16 protein-coding genes and 1 pseudogene are annotated in these 19,518 nt (G+C 62.8%); 10 read left to right on the top strand and 7 right to left on the bottom strand.

The genetic code is table 11. From position 1 onward, the window contains the following. The first annotated feature begins 129 nt into the window (after positions 1–129). Complete coding sequence (locus ABH924_RS10970) at positions 130–1,221, top strand: ABC transporter permease (RefSeq protein WP_404498743.1); 1,092 nt, start codon at positions 130–132, stop codon at positions 1,219–1,221. Positions 1,222–1,261: 40 nt separating this feature from the next. Continuing rightward, on the top strand, positions 1,262–2,032 hold the full coding sequence (locus tag ABH924_RS10965) for an ABC transporter ATP-binding protein (protein ID WP_404498741.1): 771 nt from the start codon (positions 1,262–1,264) through the stop codon (positions 2,030–2,032). Between the two features lie 49 nt (positions 2,033–2,081). Here the strand turns inward: ABH924_RS10965 and ABH924_RS10960 are convergent, their stop codons facing one another. Then, entirely contained in the window at positions 2,082–2,474 is a 393-nt protein-coding gene (locus ABH924_RS10960) for a winged helix-turn-helix transcriptional regulator (protein ID WP_404498739.1), read from the bottom strand. Positions 2,475–2,556: 82 nt separating this feature from the next. Here ABH924_RS10960 and ABH924_RS10955 point away from each other — a divergent pair, with 82 nt between their 5' ends. Then, a complete protein-coding gene (locus ABH924_RS10955; RefSeq protein WP_404498737.1) occupies positions 2,557–3,162 on the top strand; it encodes an NAD(P)-dependent oxidoreductase in 606 nt (201 codons plus the stop codon). A gap of 270 nt (positions 3,163–3,432) precedes the next feature. Here the strand turns inward: ABH924_RS10955 and ABH924_RS10950 are convergent, their stop codons facing one another. Then, positions 3,433–4,878, bottom strand: coding sequence for a phytoene desaturase family protein (locus tag ABH924_RS10950; RefSeq protein WP_404498735.1), 1,446 nt, complete (start codon positions 4,876–4,878; stop codon positions 3,433–3,435). Then, a complete protein-coding gene (locus ABH924_RS10945) occupies positions 4,871–6,442 on the bottom strand; it encodes a glycosyltransferase family 87 protein (protein ID WP_404498733.1) in 1,572 nt (523 codons plus the stop codon). Before ABH924_RS10945 ends, ABH924_RS10950 begins: the two co-directional genes overlap by 8 nt. 202 nt (positions 6,443–6,644) lie before the next feature. Between ABH924_RS10945 and ABH924_RS10940 the strand changes: the two genes are divergently transcribed. Further along, a complete protein-coding gene (locus ABH924_RS10940) occupies positions 6,645–6,959 on the top strand; it encodes a glycoside hydrolase family 15 protein (protein WP_404498731.1) in 315 nt (104 codons plus the stop codon). Positions 6,960–6,965: 6 nt separating this feature from the next. Here ABH924_RS10940 and ABH924_RS10935 read toward each other — a convergent pair whose 3' ends face one another. Next, complete coding sequence (locus ABH924_RS10935) at positions 6,966–7,652, bottom strand: hypothetical protein (protein WP_404498729.1); 687 nt, start codon at positions 7,650–7,652, stop codon at positions 6,966–6,968. Between the two features lie 441 nt (positions 7,653–8,093). Here ABH924_RS10935 and ABH924_RS10930 point away from each other — a divergent pair. Continuing rightward, positions 8,094–8,393 (top strand): annotated as a pseudogene (locus ABH924_RS10930) (IS1634 family transposase); the annotation flags it as partial. Positions 8,394–8,500: 107 nt separating this feature from the next. Here the strand turns inward: ABH924_RS10930 and ABH924_RS10925 are convergent. From ABH924_RS10925 to ABH924_RS10915, 3 genes are all read right to left on the bottom strand, one after another. Continuing rightward, complete coding sequence (locus tag ABH924_RS10925) at positions 8,501–8,641, bottom strand: hypothetical protein (RefSeq protein WP_404498727.1); 141 nt, start codon at positions 8,639–8,641, stop codon at positions 8,501–8,503. Between the two features lie 579 nt (positions 8,642–9,220). Then, the gene (locus ABH924_RS10920; protein ID WP_234752949.1) at positions 9,221–9,805 is read right to left on the bottom strand and encodes a histidine phosphatase family protein; all 585 of its coding nucleotides are present in this window, start codon (positions 9,803–9,805) and stop codon (positions 9,221–9,223) included. Further along, entirely contained in the window at positions 9,806–11,302 is a 1,497-nt protein-coding gene (locus ABH924_RS10915) for a CCA tRNA nucleotidyltransferase (RefSeq protein WP_404498725.1), read from the bottom strand. Between the two features lie 216 nt (positions 11,303–11,518). Here ABH924_RS10915 and ABH924_RS10910 point away from each other — a divergent pair, with 216 nt between their 5' ends. From ABH924_RS10910 to trxA, 5 genes are all read left to right on the top strand, one after another. Next, the gene (locus tag ABH924_RS10910) at positions 11,519–12,019 is read left to right on the top strand and encodes an NUDIX hydrolase (RefSeq protein WP_059388857.1); all 501 of its coding nucleotides are present in this window, start codon (positions 11,519–11,521) and stop codon (positions 12,017–12,019) included. 60 nt (positions 12,020–12,079) lie between these two features. Next, positions 12,080–14,161: a murein biosynthesis integral membrane protein MurJ gene (gene murJ / locus ABH924_RS10905; protein ID WP_404498786.1), complete on the top strand. Its 2,082-nt coding sequence runs from the start codon at positions 12,080–12,082 to the stop codon at positions 14,159–14,161. Positions 14,162–14,304: 143 nt separating this feature from the next. After that, complete coding sequence (locus ABH924_RS10900; protein WP_404498723.1) at positions 14,305–15,969, top strand: ABC transporter substrate-binding protein; 1,665 nt, start codon at positions 14,305–14,307, stop codon at positions 15,967–15,969. Positions 15,970–16,245: 276 nt separating this feature from the next. Then, the gene (gene trxB / locus ABH924_RS10895) at positions 16,246–17,202 is read left to right on the top strand and encodes a thioredoxin-disulfide reductase (protein ID WP_234752955.1); all 957 of its coding nucleotides are present in this window, start codon (positions 16,246–16,248) and stop codon (positions 17,200–17,202) included. 36 nt (positions 17,203–17,238) lie between these two features. Continuing rightward, complete coding sequence (gene trxA, locus ABH924_RS10890; protein WP_078107075.1) at positions 17,239–17,565, top strand: thioredoxin; 327 nt, start codon at positions 17,239–17,241, stop codon at positions 17,563–17,565. Positions 17,566–19,518: the final 1,953 nt, after the last annotated feature.

Genomic DNA, 19,518 nt, shown 5'->3' with positions numbered 1-19,518 from the left:
ACCAAACGGTTGATCCGCGGGTCAACCAAGGCGATCGGATGAGTCCATCCACTTCCCGATGTTGTACGCGCCCCCTGCCCTGAGAGTTGAAACAGGACCAGAAGATCGCCTCCGAACCAAAGGAATTCCATGTTTCTCGCCGTGCGCGACATCCGCTTCGCCAAGGGCCGCTTCGCCCTCATGGGAAGCGTCGTCGCCCTCATCACACTCCTTCTCGTCATGCTCTCCGGGCTGACCGCGGGCCTCGGCAACCAGTCGACGTCGGCCATTGCAGCCCTTCCGGCGCAGCTAATCGCCTTCGGCGCGCCCGCCGGGGGCGAGGCCAAGGCGTCTTATACGGAATCGGAGGTCTCCAACAAACAACTCGAAGCCTGGCGGAACCGGCCGGGTGTTGTTTCTGCCGAAGCCGTGGGTATCAGCCAGACGCGGTTCCAGTCCCTCGATTCCTCCAATAATGCCGCGGGCACTGCCAACGTCGCGGTCTTCGGGACCGACGGCGGCATCTCGCCGGTGGCGGTCAAGGAGGGCGAGGTGGTGGTCGGGGAGTCCTTGGCGAAGGAACTCTCGCTGAGTACCGGGAGCCGGGTGACCGTGGGCGGTACCATCCTGACGGTTTCCGCCGTTACCCGGGACGAGTGGTATTCGCACACCGGAGTCGTGTGGACCTCCCTGGCTACATGGCAGAAGCTGGCTCATATTTTTGCCGCGGAATCCATCGGGACGGTCCTCGCGGTGACGTACGACGCCGGTACCTCCGTGGACCTCGACGCCGCCAATGCGGTGGCGGGCACTGTTAGTGCCACCCCCAGCGGCTCGTTCCAGGCCCTCGGCTCCTACAAGAGCGAAAACGGCTCCCTGATGCTGATGCAGGCTTTCCTCTACGGCATCTCGGCGCTTGTCATCGTGGCATTCCTGACCGTCTGGACTGTTCAGCGCACACGCGACATCGCCGTGCTCAAGGCCATGGGTGCCTCCTCCGGCTATGTGGCGCGGGACGCACTGGTCCAAGCGGGAATCGTCCTGCTCGCCGGCGCGGGACTGGGTGGAGGCCTTGGCGTGCTGGGCGGCTTCTTCGCTGCCAGGGCGGCACCGTTCCTGGTAACTCCGCTGACAACGCTCGTCCCGATTGCCGGGATCGTGATTCTCGGCCTTGGCGGTGCAGCGGTTGCCGTACGCAGCATCACCCGAGTGGATCCGCTGATCGCCCTCGGCGGCAACTAGGCCATTTCCGAACACCTAATATTCCACGAAAGGCATATCAATGAATCCCGTCCTCAACCTGGTCAACGTCACCCTGGAGTACCCCGACGGAGACTCCACCCTCAAGGCCCTGGACGCCGTGGATCTCCGCGTGGACGCCGGCGAATTCTTTTCCCTCGTAGGCCCGTCCGGCTCAGGGAAGTCCTCGCTTCTGGCCGTGGCAGCAACATTGGTCCGGCCGAGTTCCGGGCTCGTCCTCATCGACGGCATGGATGCCACCGGACTCAAGGACACCGAACTCACTTCCCTGCGCCGGGAAAAAGTCGGCATCATCTTCCAGCAACCCAATCTCCTGCCTTCACTGACCGCCGTCGAGCAGCTGATCCTCGGCGACCACCTCCGGGGGAAGCCCGTTGTTAGGGCACGCAAGCGCGCTACGGAACTGCTCGACGTCGTCGGGCTCGGGACTTCGCTCAACAAGCGACCACACCAGCTCTCCGGAGGACAGCGGCAGCGCGTGAACATCGCGAGGGCGCTCATGGGCCAGCCTCGGGTGCTGCTTGTCGACGAGCCGACGGCAGCCTTGGATCACGAGCGCAGTGAATCGATCGTGCGGCTACTGCGACAGGTGACCGACGAATTCGCGACGGCGACCGTCATGGTCACCCACGATACCGAGTTCCTGCCGCTCACCGACTCCGTCGCAACCATGCGGGACGGGCGCCTCGGTTTGGCCGTACCAGCCAGCCCAACTAGTCCCCACCGCCACCCTCGCCTCGCAAGCTCGGCCAGGGAACCCTGGCGGCGTGGGCCCACGCAGATGTCGTTCTGAGCCCTCAAAACGACACTTACTGCGAGTCAGTTGGCGAAGGCCCGAAGGGTCAGCCCCCTATGACCGCATCGTCCCGGGCGTCGTCATAGGCATCGCGGGCCTTGAGAATACTGGGCACGTGGTCCTCCGCCCAGAGACGCAGAAGGGTCAATGGCTCCAGCAGGGAAGCGCCAAGCTCGGTCAGTTCATAGTCGACACGCGGGGGCACCTGCGCGTGGACAGTCCGGGTGATGAGACCGTCGCGCTCCAGGGTGCGAAGAGTCTGGGTGAGCACCTTGGGCGTCACCACGTGGACCATCTTGCGAAGCTCGGAGAAACGGATAGGGCCGTCCGCGAGGACCTGGACCACCAACGAGGCCCATTTGTCGCCGATGCGCTGAAAGATCACTCGAGACGGGCAATCAGGGTCGAGGATGTTTGCCGGCAGATCATTGGTATCCATAAGGTCACTAAGTTCCTTTGAAGCTATCAGTATCAAATAGATACCGTATTGATATTGCAAGGATAGCAACCCAAGGAGAGTCATGAAAATCGCAGTTTACGGCGCAACAGGCATGGTCGGAAGCCAGATCGTCAACGAATCCCTCACCCGCGGCCACGAAGTCACCGCCATCTCCCGCAAGGGCTCAGAGGTTGCCGGAGCGAAGGCCGTCGCTGCCGATCTCGCTGATGGCCAGAGCTTCGCGGAAATCGCCAAAGAGCACGACGCCGTCATCCTCGCCACCGGCCCGAGCCGCACCGGCGGAGACCACGGGGAATGGCTTGCGGCAATGGACGCCGCCTACGGCAACGCCGAAGGCACACGCCTCATGATCGTCGGCGGTGCAGGCACGCTGGAGATCGACGGCGTCCGCCTCCTCGATTCGCCGGACTTCCCTGAGGCATACAAGGCCGAGGCAACCACCGCGGCCGCAGCTTTCGCCGCCGTCAAGCAAGCTCCCGAGAGCCTGGACTGGACCGTACTCGCACCCGCGCCTGTCATCCAGCCTGGTGAGCGCACGGGAATCTACTCCACTGCTAAGGATTCTCCAGCCGGCAACACCATCTCCACCCAGGACTACGCCGTCGCCATGCTGGACGAAATCGAAACTCCGGCCCACCGCCGCGCCCGCTTCACCGCAGCCAACTAAGCCAACGCCCGCTCACATATGACTGCCCATTTCCCAACGCCCGCTCACATCTGACGGCCCATTTCCCAACGCCCGCTCACATCTGACGGAAAACAACGGATCGCTCGTGCAGATCGTCTGCAGGGGCGATCCGTCGGGGAAATCCGGCACATAGGTGAGCGAGCGTCGGGGAAATCCGGCACATAGGCGAGCGGGCGTCGGGGAAATTCGGCACATAGGTGAGCGGGCGTCGGGGAAATTCGGCACATATGTGAGCGAGCGTCCGGGGTGTTATGTGTCCAGGCCAAGCCCGGGTATCTGCAATCCAAACATGTCCTTCAAGGCATATTTAGCAGCATGGTACCCGGGCATTCCTGTCACTCCGGGCCCGGGGGGCGTGGACGAGGAGCACAGGTAAACCCCCGGAAGCGGGGTCCGCCATGGCACAAGTGAAAGCACGGGACGCTGCACCAATCCCCGAAGGTCCATCAGTCCTGCACTGAAGTCTCCGCCAACATAGTTCGCGTTGTAGTCCGCCAGGCCTGCCGCAGTCGTCGTCTTCCAGCCCACCACCACGTCGCGGAAGCCCGGGGCAAATTCCTCGATCCTGGACATGACCGCCTCGGCCATGTCCACAGTCGATCCTTTGGGCACGTGGCAATAGGACCAGAGAATGTGCCGCCCAGCGGGAGCCCGCCCGGGATCCACAATGGATGGCTGGGCCACCAGGACGTACGGCTTCGCGGGATGCCGGCCCGCAGCTACCAGGTTCTCGGCCTCGCCCATGGCGGCACGCGTGCCACCCACGTGCACTGTCCCGGCGGCGGCTAGCCGTGGAGCTGCCCAGGGCACCGGCCCGGACAGGATGAAATCCACCTTGCATGCTGCATTCCCGAAACGGAATGTTTCCAGCGACCGCCTATAGCGATCGGGGAGCGCCGCAGCCGCCATGCGCAGCAGTCCCGGAGGCGCAACGTCCAGCAGGATCGCCTTCGCCGGACGCAGCTCTTCCAACGAATCGATCTGCACGCCGGTCTCAATCACCCCACCGTGGGCCTCGATGTCCCGGGCCATGGCCTCCGCCATTGCCACAGAGCCACCAACGGGAATGGGCCACCCGCCGGCATGAGCCAACGCACCCAGAAGGAGTCCCGCCCCCGCCGCGGCGAGCGAAGGCAGGGGAGCCACAGCGTGCGCCGCGGCCCCGGTCAGGAGTGCCGGAGCCGCGTCCCCGGAGAATCGCCGGTTCCACCACGGCGAACCCTGCTCCAGGGTCGCCAAGCCAAGTCGTAACGCCGCCACCGGATCGGCCGGGATCCTCAGCAGTTGGTTCTGTGTCACGTCCAGCACCCCGCGCAGCCGCTCCACCAACGGTCCCATCAAGCGGGTAAACGCAGCTCCGTCGGCCCCGAGTTCAGAAGCGGTCCGCTCCAGCGAGCGATACGCAAGGGCTGCCCTGCCGCCGTCGAGCGGCGTTCCGTATTGGACTTCCGGCAAGCGCAGCTCCACGCGCCGCTCGAGTTCAAAATCCCGGAAGAAGCGCGAAGCCAAGGCCATCGGATGGACCGCGGAACAGACGTCGTAGACGTGCCCCGGTTCCAGCAGTTCGGCCGTCCGTGTTCCCCCACCGATAGTCTCGGCGGCTTCATACACCCGCACGGCCAGGCCCGCGCGGGCCATGACTACCGCGGCGGCCAAGCCGTTCGGTCCGGAGCCGACGACGGCGACCTCAGCCATCGCGTTCGGCCTCGCCGTGCGTAGAGGGCACTGAGTCGTGGGAAGGTTTGGGCGTATCGAGCCCGGATGGCGCGTCGAGCCCGGACTGCTCCTCCACGGAGTTCAAGGCAACGCGCCGCCAGGGCAGCACTGATGCCGCCGGACTCTTGAGGTCTATCCGGAACCAATCCTTGGCCCCGTTGAACACACCGCCGTGGGGGTCGTCCACACCCTGGACCCGGAGGGGATCCAGGTCGGGTTCCCAAATGCCCCACGCAACCCTCAACATCAAATATGCCGTTGCGGCCATATGTAGCATCACGGCCATGACGTAGTACGGCATATCGATGTTGTTCTGTGCAGCCCCGCCGCTGCTCGTCTGGCCCAGGTACATCCACGTGGCGGTCCAATGCAACGCCTCGGCGGCCTGCCAGAGCAGGAAGTCGCGCCAGCCGGGCCTGGCCAAAGCGAGCAGTGGCACTAGCCAGAGCACATATTGGGGCGAATAGACCTTATTGCTCAGGATGAAGGCCGCCACGATCAGAAACGTCAACTGGGCCAGCCGCGGGCGCCGTGGCGCTGTCAATGCCAATCCAGCAATCAAAACGCAGGCAACGAGGAACATGTCCATCGCCAGGGCATTGATGGCTTCGGGGCCAAGCTGGACCAGTTGAAGCCGTTCTGCAACGAGGTTGTAGGCGAACCACGGCGAGCTGTATCCAGCGGGGCGATCACGTGTGTAGTCGAAAAAGTAGCGCCAGCCGGCCGGGTTGACGGCTGCGATCGGGACATTGACTGCCAGCCAGGCTACCGTGGCGGACAAGGTGGTCACAAAGAGGACCCGCAGCCGGCCGCTGCGTAGCGCGAGTAGAAAGACTGCGCCCAGTATGAGCAGCGGATAGAGCTTGGTGGCCGTCCCCAAACCGATGAACAGACCGGCCAGGACGGGACGTTCCTTTGCGAAGAAGTACATCCCCACCGCGAGCATCGCCACGGCCCACATGTCCCAATTGATGACTCCGGCCAGCACAATCCCGGGCGCTAGCGCCACCATGGCCGCGTCCCAAGGCCGGCGCCGATTGATGCGCGCGGTGGCCAGAACCACCACGATCCACATGGCCGCAATCAGGGTGGCATTCACATCGAAATAGCCAAGGATCCGTTCGGGGCTGACACCGTGCCCTGGTACGAGCCACGCAGTGACACCCGCTATGAGACCCGTGATCACGGGATATTCGAAGAGGGCTTTCTGGTCGAAGAGCGGAAACACTCCATCCGCAAGGCCGCGGCTGCTGAAAAGTTCGGGGAAATCCGAGTAGCAGGTGGCGTAGAACTGCTGGGGAGTGTGCCAGCCGTTGACGCGGCAATAGCCCTTGATCATGATCGACAGGAGTGCCGCAACGATCGTGAGGATGATCAGGACCCGGTCAACGGTGAAGAATCCCGGGGAGACCGTCCCGGGGGAGGACCGCTGGCCGAGGGGTCCTCCGATCAACTCGGTGACGTTCCTGAGCAAGGAATCACTACGGCTGGGGACCACAAAGCGAGCACGCTTTTCCTGGCTGTGCGGCTTCGTCTCCTGCATGAATCGAGCTTACCTTCAGGCGCGGCAGACAGCCCCGCGCCTAACTCCCGCATTAAAAGGCGGAAGCCCACGCATAGCCGCGTGGGCCCTGACTTGGCTCACGGGTCGCGGCATCGCGGTCGGCCGGGGCTCTGACCTGCGGTGATGTGTTCGGATTGGTGCTTTTTCACGCACTAATGGGATTTGTTCTAGTGTCACCGGTGTGGCATTCATCAGAAGGGTGCGGACGGCTTCGGGAGCGACAGGCGTGCAGATCGCCGAGTACGTGCACGGGCGTCAGCGGATCGTGGAGGCAGTGATCGGCGTGGGCCAGCGGCGCGAAGCCAAGGAACTTTTCGAGCGGCTGCTGGCGCTGCGCAACGACGTCGGCCTGCTGAGCGAGGAGTGGGAGGTGGAAACCGGCCGGCAACTGGGCAACACACCGCAGGCGTTCAGCCACTTTGCCCTGGTCATGAGCCCGCTGGACCTGCACGAGGGCAGCGTGCACCGCAGCGACGTACCGGTGCGGGGACGCTGAGAGCGACTAGCGCAAGAAGTCCGGGCTGAAGGAGTTGAGGTCGACGTAGATTCCGCCGATGTCCTGGCCGAGTTTTTGCTGGACACCGACACGCATGTTCCCCGGCACGTTCCAGCCGCCGTAGGAAACCGGCGCGGGCGAAAGAAGGTCCGGAGTCCAATGCGCGTAGTCGAGGTCATGGAAATCCCCGTCCCACAGCGGAAGATCCGAGAACTCGCTGCTGTCGCCCATTATCAAGGGCCAGTGGGTATGAATGCCGTAAACAATGGGCCGCACGCCCATGGCCCGGACACCGTCAACCATGTTCCCGGTAATGGGCGGTTCGCCTAGCTCGACGTCCAGTGCAAAGAACTCCAGCTGCCCACGGTACGGACCGGTGGCCTCAATGCCGCCCTCCCAGCATTCCGCGTTGCGGGTGTAGACGGCAATCCTGAGTCCGGCGTCCAGCGCCATCTTGAGCTGCGTTTGTGTCCGGTCCCATGGAGTGCAGGTCCCCCACGCGGTTGAATGCATCACGTACAGCCGGAAGCCCGCGTTGTAGGCACTGACGAACCAGCCCGGGTCGGTGATGGTGGCAGTGGTGTCCAGGACTTTCACCGACGGCTCGGCCGAATGCGCCGCAGGGGCAGCGAGCGCGCCGGCCACGGCCAGGAGCGAGGTCAACACCACTGTCAGTATCTTCCTGTTTTTCATCGGGTCTCCCGGGTGGTCCTCTCGCACAGTGTAGGACTCCCGGGGCTGAAGAGGAATAGCCCGCCGTTTGGCGGGATTCGAGGCCCGCGCCGGCCTGCCGCACAGTCACATTAGGTTCCACTGGAAGCCGCCGCGCGCGGCGTGCTTCCATGGTTACGGAACCAAATTGCAGCAACCCCAAAGGGCCTGGTACTCCTGATCATGGACCCGCGGACGAACATTGCCTACGGGACAGCCGACCCGGCCATCAGGTGACCGTCGCTTTGCTCAACAGGCGTTTGACGGGCGGACAACATGGAGGGCGCGTCACGACCAGTTGGAATTACCCAACCGGCGTCTGTCATTGGCGTGGTGCTCATGCTCTGGTTCTTCGCGGTCGCTCTTCAGTTGACCACATAGGGTCAACTGAAACTCGACACCGAATCAATTTCCGCGGGCACTCACGTGGAACAGTCTTTGCGGACGAGCAAGACAGCCCTGCGCGCCAGGCCCATGTTCCACCGCACCCGCGACGCGATCGAAGCACACCTGACCATCGTGTTCAGCGCCCTCGCCGTCTCCCGGACTGTCCAGAACAGGACAGGGCTCGCGGTGGCCAACGTCATCAAACAGCTCCGGCCCCTGCGCTCAGCGACCATCGCGATCAACAGCACCACGCAGACGTTCGCCCCCGACATCCCCGCCGAACAGCAAACCATCCTCGAGGCCATCAACCACCGAAAACACATGCTAAGCAAATGAGCCAAGTCAGGTTAAAAGGCGGAAGCCCACGCATGGCCGCGTGGGCTTCCGAGGCGAACGGTCCGATGTGTGCCATCAGTCCCTCCTGAATTGCGTGGTGGGGAGACTTAGCGGATGACCCCCATTTGGTGCAGGACGACGTAGACGTCTTCCCGGCGTTGGTCCAGCAGTTGTCCGTTGAAGAGGGTCTTGTCTTTGACGACGGGCTTGCTGTTGAAGGCCATCAGGTCCTTGAGGCGCTTGGCCAAGGTTTCACCTCCTTTCGCATTGAGAGAATTGCCGGAATTCGGACATGACAATTAAGCCCCCTGAATTCGAAGAAAACAGCGGCGGAATTAGGCGTGTGAATGCCGGGCATTGATGGGCGGATTAAGCGGATTTCTCGAACACCGCGTGAGTACCGGAGCATGGAGTTCCGGTACGTGGTATCCAGGGGCAGACGTCCCCAACAAGAAGCTGGTTCCGAACTATGAGGAAACTGCGCACCACGTCAATCGCGTGATACCGCTCAATGGCAGGCCCAACTCGGAGCCTGATTGCACCGTGAACCGCCCCAAATAATCAGGGGAGGAAGTACATCAGGGGGAGTTAGGCCGCAAAACGGCGTCGAGCAGCGAAGGCCGGGGTGCCAGCAACGGTCTTCTTCCATCCGCTAGTCAAAGTAATCATTTTCCCAACCTCCTTTTCTGCTTTGGCACTACCGCAGCTGACTGACTGGGTACTGCACGCCTCAATCCCGGCAGATCGCTCTGGGATCAAAAATAAAGTTACACCATGAATCGCGCTATTGGCCAGCCAATTACAAAGAATTTAGAAAATAATTCTTCCTACAGTCCCCACCGAAGAATGGCAGGCGTCCGCTTGTCCCATCCCAAGGTACAAACTTTGGCTGTTCCCAGGACAAAGTGGCGTCCTTCCCTGGCATCCAATTCAAGCCAGCGGGCCGTGAGGATGCGGGAGAAATGGCCGTGGGCCACAATCAGGACGTTGTCCATTCCAGACTCGAGGACGCGGGCAATGATCTTGTCGGCCCGGGCTGCCACAGAGTCGAGCGTCTCGCCGTTGGGAACGCCGTCGGTCCAGATGAGATAGTCCGGGTTGTCCTTGCGGATGAGGTCCGAGCTGATGCCTTCGTAGTCGCCGTAGTTCCACTCCACAGCGAGCGGTTCATGAACGGCGTCGGGGAAACCCGCCAACTCCGCGGTACGCCGGGCTCGGCGCAGCGGCGACGTCAGGACCAGGTCGAAGTCGATGCCTTCCAAGATCTTGCGAGCTTCCACGGCCTGCTGCTCGCCTTCCACCGTCAAGGGAAGGTCCGTCAAACCGGTGTACTGGCCACTCTTGGACCATTCCGTCTCCCCGTGACGCATGATCCAGAGCTGTGGCCGGGAGGGCCTGGCTGCAGGGTTCACTTAGGACTCCTCTGGTTCGGCGGTGCCTGCGTTGGCATCGACGGCTGGTTCCGATGAAAGTTCGACGACGGACTCGGGTTGCATAGTCCACCACGCCAGGAGCTTGGACTCGGCCTCCTCCTGGGACAGCGGGCCGTTTTCCATGCGCTCCTCCAGGAGGAACTTGTAGGCGCGGCCAACCACGGGTCCGGGCTTGAGTCCCAGCAAAGCCATGATCTGCGCTCCGTCCATGTCCGGCCGGATGGCATTGAGCGATTCCTGCTCGGCCAGGACCTCAATCCGTTGCTCAAGGTCATCGTAGGCAAAGGAGAGCCGCTCCGCCTTGCGCTGGTTACGTGTGGTGACGTCGGACCGGGTCAGTCGGTGCAGGCGCTCCAACAAGGGGCCAGCGTCTGCCACGTAGCGGCGGACCGCGGAATCCGTCCAACCCGCGTCTCCGTAGCCGTAAAAACGCATGTGAAGCTCTACAAGCCGCGCCACGGCTTTGATGGTGTCGTTGTCGAAGCGCAGGGCCTTCATGCGTTTTGCGGTCAGCTTGGAGCCCACCATGTCGTGGTGGCGGAAGCTCACCGCGCCGCCCGGTTCGAATCGGCGCGTCGCCGGCTTCCCGACGTCGTGCATCAGCGCGGCGAAGCGCAACACAAAGTCCGGACCGGGCACCGGGCCGTCCGGGCCCGTCTCGAGCGACGCGGCCTGCTCCAGGACCTGCAGGGAATGCTGGTAGACATCCTTGTGCCGGTGGTGCTCATCGGCTTCAAGGCGCAGCGCAGAAACCTCGGGCAGGACGAATTCGGCCAGTCCGGTATCCACGAGGAGGTCGATGCCCGCGCGCGGATGCGCACCATTAATGAGCTTGACAAGCTCCTCGCGCACGCGCTCGGCGGAAATGATCTTGATCCGCTCGGCCATCCCGGACATGGCGAGGCGCACGTCGTCGTGCACTGCAACACCAAGCTGCGCCGCGAACCGGGCAGCGCGCATCATGCGAAGGGGATCGTCGGAGAACGACGATTCGGGTGCTCCCGGGGTGGCGAGGACCGAGGCGTGAAGATCGCGGACCCCGCCGAACGGATCCACGAGCTCCAGGGACGGCAGCCGGAGCGCCATGGCGTTGATGGTGAAGTCGCGACGGAGGAGGTCGTCCAGCAGCGAGGAGCCGAAGGCCACCGCGGGCTTGCGGGAATCGGCCTCGTAGGCTTCGGCGCGGTACGTCGTGATCTCAATCTGGAAGCCGGATTTCTTCATCCCGATCGTTCCAAAGGCGCGGCCGATCTCCCAGAAATTGTCAGCCCACCTCTTGATGATGGAAAGGGTCTGGTCCGGAGTGGCGTCGGTGGTGAAATCCAGGTCCGGCGAGACACGGCCCAGGAAGAGGTCCCGTACCGGCCCGCCAACCAGCGACAGTTCGAATCCGGCGTCCACAAACCGCTGTCCGAGGTCCAGGACCACTGGATCCATCTGGAAATTAACTGAAGAACTGTCCAATACTTGCGCCATAGTTCCTTAAGCTTGTCAGATTTCGCAGCGCCATCCCACCGGATCCTTGTCATTGCGCTGCGATTGCGTAGTGACGGCCCCGGGATCACCGCCGAACGCCATCCGCACGTCACCCCGAGTCCATGTCCCGGTCATCACCAACGGGCAAGAGTCGTTAGAGTGGACTTCATGGCCAACCCGATCCCGAGTGCTCCTGGCAGGAGGACGAACGCACCATTGCCGTCGGCAATTGGTGCCCACGTCGCGCCCGCTCCGCACCCGGCACAGGCTGCCCTTCCGACGGTGGAAGAAGTCTCCGCCGGCGGCGTCGTAGTGGACACGTCCGACGGCGAACTGAGGGTTGCGATCATCGCCCGCCTTAATAGGGGTGGCCGGCTCGAGTGGTGCCTGCCGAAGGGGCATCCGGAGGGCAAGGAAAACAACGAGGAAGCAGCCGTCCGCGAGATTGCTGAAGAGACCGGAATCGAAGGCAACGTCCTCGCTCCTCTCGGCAGCATCGACTATTGGTTCACCGTGAGCGGGCACCGCGTCCACAAAACCGTGCACCATTTCCTGCTGCGCGCCACGGGCGGAGAGCTGACCATCGAGAACGATCCCGACCAAGAGGCAATCGACGCCGCTTGGGTTCCACTTCAGGAATTGGCCCGCAAGTTGTCCTTTCCCAATGAGCGGCGCATCGCCGATCTTGCCCGGGAAGTCCTGCCCGAACACCTCTAACGCGGCCCTTTATACAGTCTTGACGCAACAGGCAGCCCGGCTCATGGGACGATAATGACAATGTCTGCCGCCAAAACAACCCAGTCAGTCCAGTCCGGAGAAACCCGTTCCAGCGCCGTCATGGCCGCCGGGACGCTCGTTTCACGGTTCCTCGGCTTTGCCAAAACCTGGATGCTTGGCGCCGCACTGGGCCTGGGATCGACGGTCAACGACACCTTCATCAATGCCAACAACCTGCCCAACCTGATCTTCCTCCTGGTGGCGGGCGGTGTGTTCAACGCCGTACTTGTCCCGCAAATCATCAAGGCCAGCAAGGGCCCGGACCGCGGAGCGGACTACATCAGCCGGCTCCTGACCCTGGCCGTGCTGGTTCTCTTGACGCTGACGGCGCTGGTTACGCTGGCCGCGCCAATGGTCATCGACCTCACTACCCAGGGCTATTCACCCCAGCAGAAATCGCTGGCCGTAACGTTCGCGTTCTATTGCCTACCGCAGATCTTCTTCTACGGTTTGTACGCTCTGCTGACCCAGATCCTCAACGCCAACGGCGCCTTCGGCCCCGCCATGTGGGCGCCGATCCTGAACAATGTGGTGGCCATCGCTGGACTGGGCATGTTCATCTGGATCCTCGGTGCCAACAACACCAACCCCCACACCTTGGACAATTGGGGACCCTTCCAGACCTTCCTGATCGCCGGATTCTCCACAGTCGGCGTGCTCGCGCAGACCGCCATACTCCTCGTCCCGGTGATCCGCTTGCGGCTCGGGCTCCGGCCGCGCTTCGGCTGGCGGGGCGTGGGACTGGGCCAGGCAGCAAAACTGAGCGTCTGGACGCTCCTGACCGCCGCCGTCGGGCAGCTCGCTTTCCTTTACGTCATGAGGATCGCCACGATTCCCGGCTCCGAGCGGCTCCGCCTGGAGCACGCGCAGGACCCGGCGGCCGCCACTCTCCCCGGTAACGCGGTCCTGGAAGTCGCCAGCCAGCTGTACCTGCTGCCACACTCAATCATTGCCTTGTCCCTCGCCACGGTGCTTTTCAACCGCATGGCCCATGCCTCCCAGGCCGGCAACAAAGCCGAACTGCGCGAAGCCCTTTCGCACGGACTACGGACCATGGCCGTCGCCACCGTCTTCGGGGCCCTGGCCCTCTTTGCCCTCGCCGGACCGCTGGGCATGTTCTTCTCCGGCGGGAAACCCCAGGACGGCGTCATGCTCGCCCAGACGCTGACGATCCTCGCGCTGAGCACGCCGTTCATGAGCGCCAACTTCATGATGTCCCGCGTCTTCTACGCCAACGAAGACGCCCGGACCCCTTTCTACATCCAGCTCATGTTGGCCCTGCTCAACGTTGTGGGCGCGTTCATCATCCAGTTCCTGCCGGTGGGCCGGATCATCTTCGCGATCGCCGTCCTGTACACACTCGGCAACATCCTGTCCGTCGTCATCAGCGTCTGGTTCCTGCGACGCCTCCTCGGCCATGTGGACGGCCCCCGGATCGCAAACTCGTACATCCGCATGGGCTACGCCGCCTTGGGCTCGGCGATCGCCGGCGCCTTGGCTCTTTGGCTCCTGGGCAGCTATCACGCTGACGGCTTCGCCTGGAGCAGCAGGCCCGCCGCCTTGGTGACGGTGGTCGTCGTCGGGCCCGTCATGCTTCTTGCGTATCTGTTCCTGCTGCGCGTTTTCCACGTCAGCGAGCTGCGCGATTTGCTCCGGCCGGTGCTCGGCCGGCTCGGCCGGGGCGTTCCGGTTGCCAAAACACCGTCCGCGAGCGGAAAGCAGACCCCGACGGCGGTCCGTGCCACAGTGTCCGACGACACCGGGCTCATTCCGCGCATCTCGGGCGAGTTCGACGCCGCATCCTTCCGCGCCGGTCCGGCCTTGCAAACCATCCCGTCCAAGGACGGGTGGGATGGCAGCCACGATCCTGGCCACCTGGCCGATGGGGGCATTGCGGAAGGGAAGGATAGAGTGGACGCTTGGTCCGACGTCGAGAAGTCGTATCTGCCGGATGAAGACGTCCCGAGCACCGCGCAAGGAGCCGCCGGCCGCCCGGGCATCCCGTTGCCGGGCCGCCGCACCTATCAGGGGACGCTCGGAAACAACCCGTATTTCCGCGGTGGACCCCGCCGCAAAAGGTGACGCATCCTCGCAAACCCGGAGCCGGAACGGCCCAATCAGCTAGGATCAGAAACTAATACAGGTAGTTGCAGACCACGGGTCACCCGGCTGGCCGGATCCCGTATTCAGGACCCGCAGCTTCCGGACAGTCATAGGAGGAACCCGTGTCCCACCCGATCGATGTCGGATCAGTGCTTGGCGGCCGCTACAAAGTCACAGCCACCGTGTTGACTTCGCACGACCAAGATCTGGTGCTCGACGGCGTGGACCAGGTCCTCAACAGACCTGTCAGCATCCTCGTGGCCGGCCCCGGAAACGCCGATCAGGTTGCCAAGAGCGCCCGCGAGGTAGCCACCGGCGAACGGCCCGGGCATGTCCAGATCCTCGATCTCGGCGTCAGCGACAGCACCACGTACCTCATCACCAACCACAGCAGCGCTCCTGACCTGCTGGACCTCGTTGTGGCCACCAACCCGCCCTACGTCGAACCGTTCTTCACGGACACGCTCGGCAGCGAGATCTTCGGCCAGGCCCGGTCCCACGAGCCCGAGACCTACGACGGACTGTACGACGACGAAGAGCACGACGCCGAGTACATCAGCTACGACGAGGTCGAGCCCAGTCCCGCCGGCGAATCACTGCCAGGTGCCGCGGCACCGGCGGACCCGCGCCGCCCGGTGGTTCCTCCCATGCCCGCCAGCCGGCCGGCGTCGGCCCCTGGGGGCATCGGTTCCCGCATCGCTGCTGGGGCAGCGGGAGCAGGGGCGGCTGCCGCCGCGGCCGCGGCCACCGTAAAAGGTGCCGGCAGGGCAAACAGCGACGACGGCGAAGCCGCACCTTCCGCGAGGCCCGGATCCGCTTCCGCCGCCGAGTCCAACCGGACCGCTGAGTCGAGCCGGACCGCTCCGCAGCAAATCCAAGCGGCGCCCGCCACGCAGGCTGTTCCGGCGTCCACCCCTCCGGCGCCTACCTCCGCGAACCCCGCCCAGGAATCCAAAGTCTCTCTCTGGTCTGAAGACGATTACGGCTTCGTTAACGACGACGCCGGCTCCCGCGGTGCGGCCGCTTCCCGCGGTGCGGCCGCCGCTACCGGCGGATACAGCCGCGGGGCATCGAGCTTCCCGTCGACTGCGCGTGAGCAGGCAGAGCCCCTTGACGAAGACGAATACTACGACGAGGAGCCGGTCCGCGAGCCCCGTTCCTTCCGTTGGCTCGTGGGTGGGGTCCTCGCCGCTGTCTTGATCGTGGGTTTGATTCTGGCTGTCACCAACCTCGGCAACCTCATCCCCGGCGGGACTCCGGCAGCCAAGCAGTCCTCCACAGCGTCCCAATCTGTAACTGGACAGCCGAGTAGCAGTGCGTCAGCACCTGCGGTCGCAGCGCCGCCGGTCATTGACGGAGTCACTCGCATGGGCGATTTCGAATTCGCCGCGAGCTACGACAAGGACCTGGTCAAGGCCTACGACGGCAATGCCGCAAGTTACTGGTCGGACATGGAGTTCGCCACAGCGGATTGGGGTGGACTCGCTCCTGATGGAGTTTCGCTGCTCGTCAAGCTCAAGGCACCCTCGCAAGTGACATCCGTCACTTTGAGTCAATTGGGTGCTTCCGGTGGAAACATCAGCGTTTACACCAATGATCGTCCCGCCATGGACGGCGCAAAATTGGTCGGCACCAACAGCTTCACCTCACCGGAGCTCACCATGCCGCTCAGTGCCCCAGTAACGGCACAGTACGTAATCATCTCCATCAAGTCCCTGCCCAAGCTGACCGCGCCCAAGACACGCTATGGGTTCGGCCTACGCCTTGCCGAGATCAAGGTCCAGTAGTCGACGGCGGGAGGCCCTTCGGGCGCAGGTGACCGTTTCGGGCGCTTGCGTTTGTTGGGGGAGTTTGCGTCCACGGGTGATTGCGTCCAGGGGACCGTCAACTCCGGTAACCGAGCCCTCGTCCTTCCATGCCCTGCGCTGCCGGAAGGTACCCTGAATGGTGGCGGATATTAGGGTCCCCGGGAACATCGGAATATTCCGCGCCGACAGAGGGTTGTGCCATGTGGCCGGCCGCAAGGATCCGGTGCATCGACTAAGGAAGAGGTTCACCCACCAGTGAGCAACGCAGAAAACACCGCGTCCAACGTACGTGATGTCATCATCGTAGGCTCAGGGCCTGCCGGTTACACGGCGGCCGTCTACACGGCACGCGCCAACATGAACCCGCTGCTCATCGCCGGTTCCGTGACTGCCGGTGGCGAACTGATGAACACAACAGACGTCGAGAACTACCCCGGTTTCCCCGAGGGCGTCATGGGACCTGATCTCATGGAGAACTTCGAAAAGCAGGCGGCACGCTTCGGGACTGAAATTCAGTTCGAGGATGTCACCGAACTGGACCTCGACGGCGACATCAAGTCCGTGACTATCGGCAATGGGGAGACCTTCAAGGCACGCGCCATCATTCTGTCCACGGGTTCCGCATACCGTGAGCTCGGCCTCGAGAACGAAAAGCGTCTCTCCGGCCACGGCGTGAGCTGGTGTGCAACCTGTGACGGTTTCTTCTTCAAGGACCAGGACATCGCAGTGATCGGCGGCGGCGACTCTGCCATGGAGGAAGCACTCTTCCTCACCAAGTTCGCCAAGTCCGTCACCGTGGTACACCGCCGCGATACCCTCAAGGCTTCGAAAATCATGGGTGACCGTGCCCAGGCCCACGAGAAGATCAACTTCGTGTGGAACACCGCCGTCGAAGACGTCATCGGTGGGGACAAGGTGACTGGCCTGAAGCTGAAGAGCCTCGTCGACGGCACCGAGTCCGAACTCGCCGTCACCGGCGTTTTCGTGGCCATCGGCAACGATCCCCGCACGGAACTCGTAAAGGGAAAACTGGAGCTCGCCCCTGAAGGCACCATCGCCGTCGACGGCCGGAGCTCCAAGACCAGCATCAAGGGCGTCTTCGCCGCCGGCGACGTCGTGGACCCCACCTACCGCCAGGCCATCACGGCCGCCGGTTCCGGTTGTGTCGCGGCCTTGGACGTCGAGCACTATCTTGCAGACCTGCACGCCTAATCGGCACAGCAGCCATCCATTCGAAGGGAAAGAATTATGAGCAACGCTAAAAACGTTACCGACGCCAGTTTCAGCACCGACGTCCTGGCCGCTGAAAAGCCGGTCATTGTGGACTTTTGGGCAGAGTGGTGCGGCCCGTGCCGCAAGTTGGGTCCCATCCTCGACGAGATCTCAGTTGAATACGGAGACAAGGTCGACGTCGTCAAGCTGAATGTCGACGACAACCCGGCCATCGCCGCTGAGTACGGCATCACGTCTATTCCGGCGGTCTACCTCTTCAGTGGGGGAGAAGTGAAGAGCACAGTTATCGGTGCCAAGCCGAAGCAGTTCTTCGAAAAGGAATTTGAATCCGTCCTGTCCTAGGACGTCCGGCGCCCCTTTAGCGGTCGCTTCTGATTCAGCCGGTGGTTTTCGCTATTGAGCGAGGACCACCGGCTTTTTCGTGCCTTCGGGTACACGGGTCCTGGGGTTCGTGGTCTCGCCGCTAGTGGTGCTAGTGGTGATTGGCGGGGTATTGGCAGGCAGATGGGAAGGCTGCTCTGCTGGTTGTGGCTTGATGGTGCCGCTTGTGAACCCTTTTCAATTTCAAAATTGATTGCCTTTCCGGGGAACGGCCTGGACTGACGTGAGATCTGTTGCGCGACCCGACCCGGGCTGGGATGAGGGCGACTGCAGGTGGGCCTGACTTGGACCAGGGACTAGGGGACACCTGCGCCCTGTCGATTCTTTTGAGCCGTGGTCGATGCCGGGGAGTCCATTCGATTGCAGCGTTTCCCTGTCTGATGTCAACGACGAAGTAGTCGATTCGGCTGTTTCACGTGAAACAATGCTGGCGGTTCGTGGAATGCCGCGGAGTTCCAGTTTCGAAATCGGTTCCAGGTAGATCCCTGCCCGCGCCGAGCGTATGCACCGTTTCACGTGAAACATAGCTGATCGCTCGAGAACCCTCGAAATGCACTTTGGTGTTCGAGTTGGATGCGGACGAACAGCGTGACAGTTGGCGCTCGTGCGGTTTCACGTGAAACCTAGTCGCTGATCGTTGCTGGGGTTGCAGGCACTGGCCAAGTTGCCGGTCGATAGCGATGGTGTACTCAACCTCGACTGGATTCCCACCACCGGCTCCAGCGACTGCAGCTTCTTGCCGGCGACCTGGGAGTCATCTCCTGGGCGGGGGATGGTGTCGGGTCACTCTTCGTTGAAGGTGTGGGGCGTCCTTGGGGGGAACCCTTCCGTACCATGTTTCACATAAAACTTCCGGACCATGTTTCACGTAAAACTTCCCTACCATGTTTCACGTGAAACACCGTGCCAGCCTGAAGATCATGGACTCACGCTGCCCGACGCAGACTCGGTACGACTTGGCCGCCAGGGTTCTTCGCGACGGGCCAGCATCGGCCGGCCTGGTGCGGCGGCTTTGCACTGCACAGAACCCAGCCAGTCCCATTCGGGGGATTCGAATCCGTCAGGACACCTCGCTACGTATCGGCGATGCAAGAGTAATTCGCCTTAGTACTCGCTTCCGTGACTGCACCTTTCAAAACGTATACAGACAGCGACCACTTTGCCGCCCAGTTTGCTTAGCCGCGCCCACCTTCGGCGCCGCCGAACCAAGAACTCACATTCTGCAACTGATTTGAGCTGTTTCACCTCCCATGAGTCATCTTCCGCGCTCGAGAACCCAGTCCGTCATCCGTGCGGTGACATCCGTACCTTTCGGATGCATTTCGACACTCCGGGTACAGACAGAGTAGGTAAAAACCCGCTGACTGGGGTTGAGGGGGGATGAGCCGCCCGCGGTTCTACGGCACGATGCTAATGCGAGTATTTACCCTCTGGCAGCTTGTTGACCCTTGCGGGTGGGCGCTGCGCAGACACATCAGGCCCAGTAGACCTAGGGGAGTGCCAATTGGCGTTCCCGGCACCCACACGGGCTGGATTGCGGCGTGGCGTAATCGACAATCCCACGCACATCTGTCGGGCGGCCCCGGATTGTCGGGTCCACACAAAATAGATCGGAGAGCGGCCCTAAGGACCGCCTCACGCGCGTTCGCAGGGCAGCTCGGATTGTGAGGCCGGCGAGAGGGCACCGGTACTGCATCCACTGTCCGCACGGCAGCGCCCGGGAAAGAGGCAGGACTTCATCACCTCCCAATTCCCTCAGCGCGGCGATTCGGCGATTGAATCGCGATTGAGGGCGCGAACCAAGTCTGATCGTGGCGGTCAAGCTCTCAAATGCCGCGACCGATAGGCGGGTCATGTTCGCGAACCATCAAGCGGTCCGGCCCGAATTGGCCCAGGCCACGTCCCATTGAACCC

The organism is Arthrobacter sp. GAS37 (assembly GCF_044908325.1).
GTDB classification, from domain to species: Bacteria; Actinomycetota; Actinomycetes; order Actinomycetales; family Micrococcaceae; genus Arthrobacter; species Arthrobacter ramosus.
Note: the sequence above shows the minus strand (reverse complement) of the source record. Positions and strands in the feature narration are given on the sequence as shown.

What these genes read in the sequence shown, in the direction of transcription:
- ABH924_RS10970 (WP_404498743.1), top strand. Translation starts at nt 130, where the DNA reads ATGTTTCTCGCCGTGCGCGACATCCGCTTCGCCAAGGGCCGCTTCGCC.
- ABH924_RS10965 (WP_404498741.1), top strand. Translation starts at nt 1,262, where the DNA reads ATGAATCCCGTCCTCAACCTGGTCAACGTCACCCTGGAGTACCCCGAC.
- ABH924_RS10960 (WP_404498739.1), bottom strand. Translation starts at nt 2,474, where the DNA reads ATGGATACCAATGATCTGCCGGCAAACATCCTCGACCCTGATTGCCCG.
- ABH924_RS10955 (WP_404498737.1), top strand. Translation starts at nt 2,557, where the DNA reads ATGAAAATCGCAGTTTACGGCGCAACAGGCATGGTCGGAAGCCAGATC.
- ABH924_RS10950 (WP_404498735.1), bottom strand. Translation starts at nt 4,878, where the DNA reads ATGGCTGAGGTCGCCGTCGTCGGCTCCGGACCGAACGGCTTGGCCGCC.
- ABH924_RS10945 (WP_404498733.1), bottom strand. Translation starts at nt 6,442, where the DNA reads ATGCAGGAGACGAAGCCGCACAGCCAGGAAAAGCGTGCTCGCTTTGTG.
- ABH924_RS10935 (WP_404498729.1), bottom strand. Translation starts at nt 7,652, where the DNA reads ATGAAAAACAGGAAGATACTGACAGTGGTGTTGACCTCGCTCCTGGCC.
- ABH924_RS10915 (WP_404498725.1), bottom strand. Translation starts at nt 11,302, where the DNA reads ATGGCGCAAGTATTGGACAGTTCTTCAGTTAATTTCCAGATGGATCCA.
- murJ (WP_404498786.1), top strand. Translation starts at nt 12,080, where the DNA reads ATGTCTGCCGCCAAAACAACCCAGTCAGTCCAGTCCGGAGAAACCCGT.
- trxA (WP_078107075.1), top strand. Translation starts at nt 17,239, where the DNA reads ATGAGCAACGCTAAAAACGTTACCGACGCCAGTTTCAGCACCGACGTC.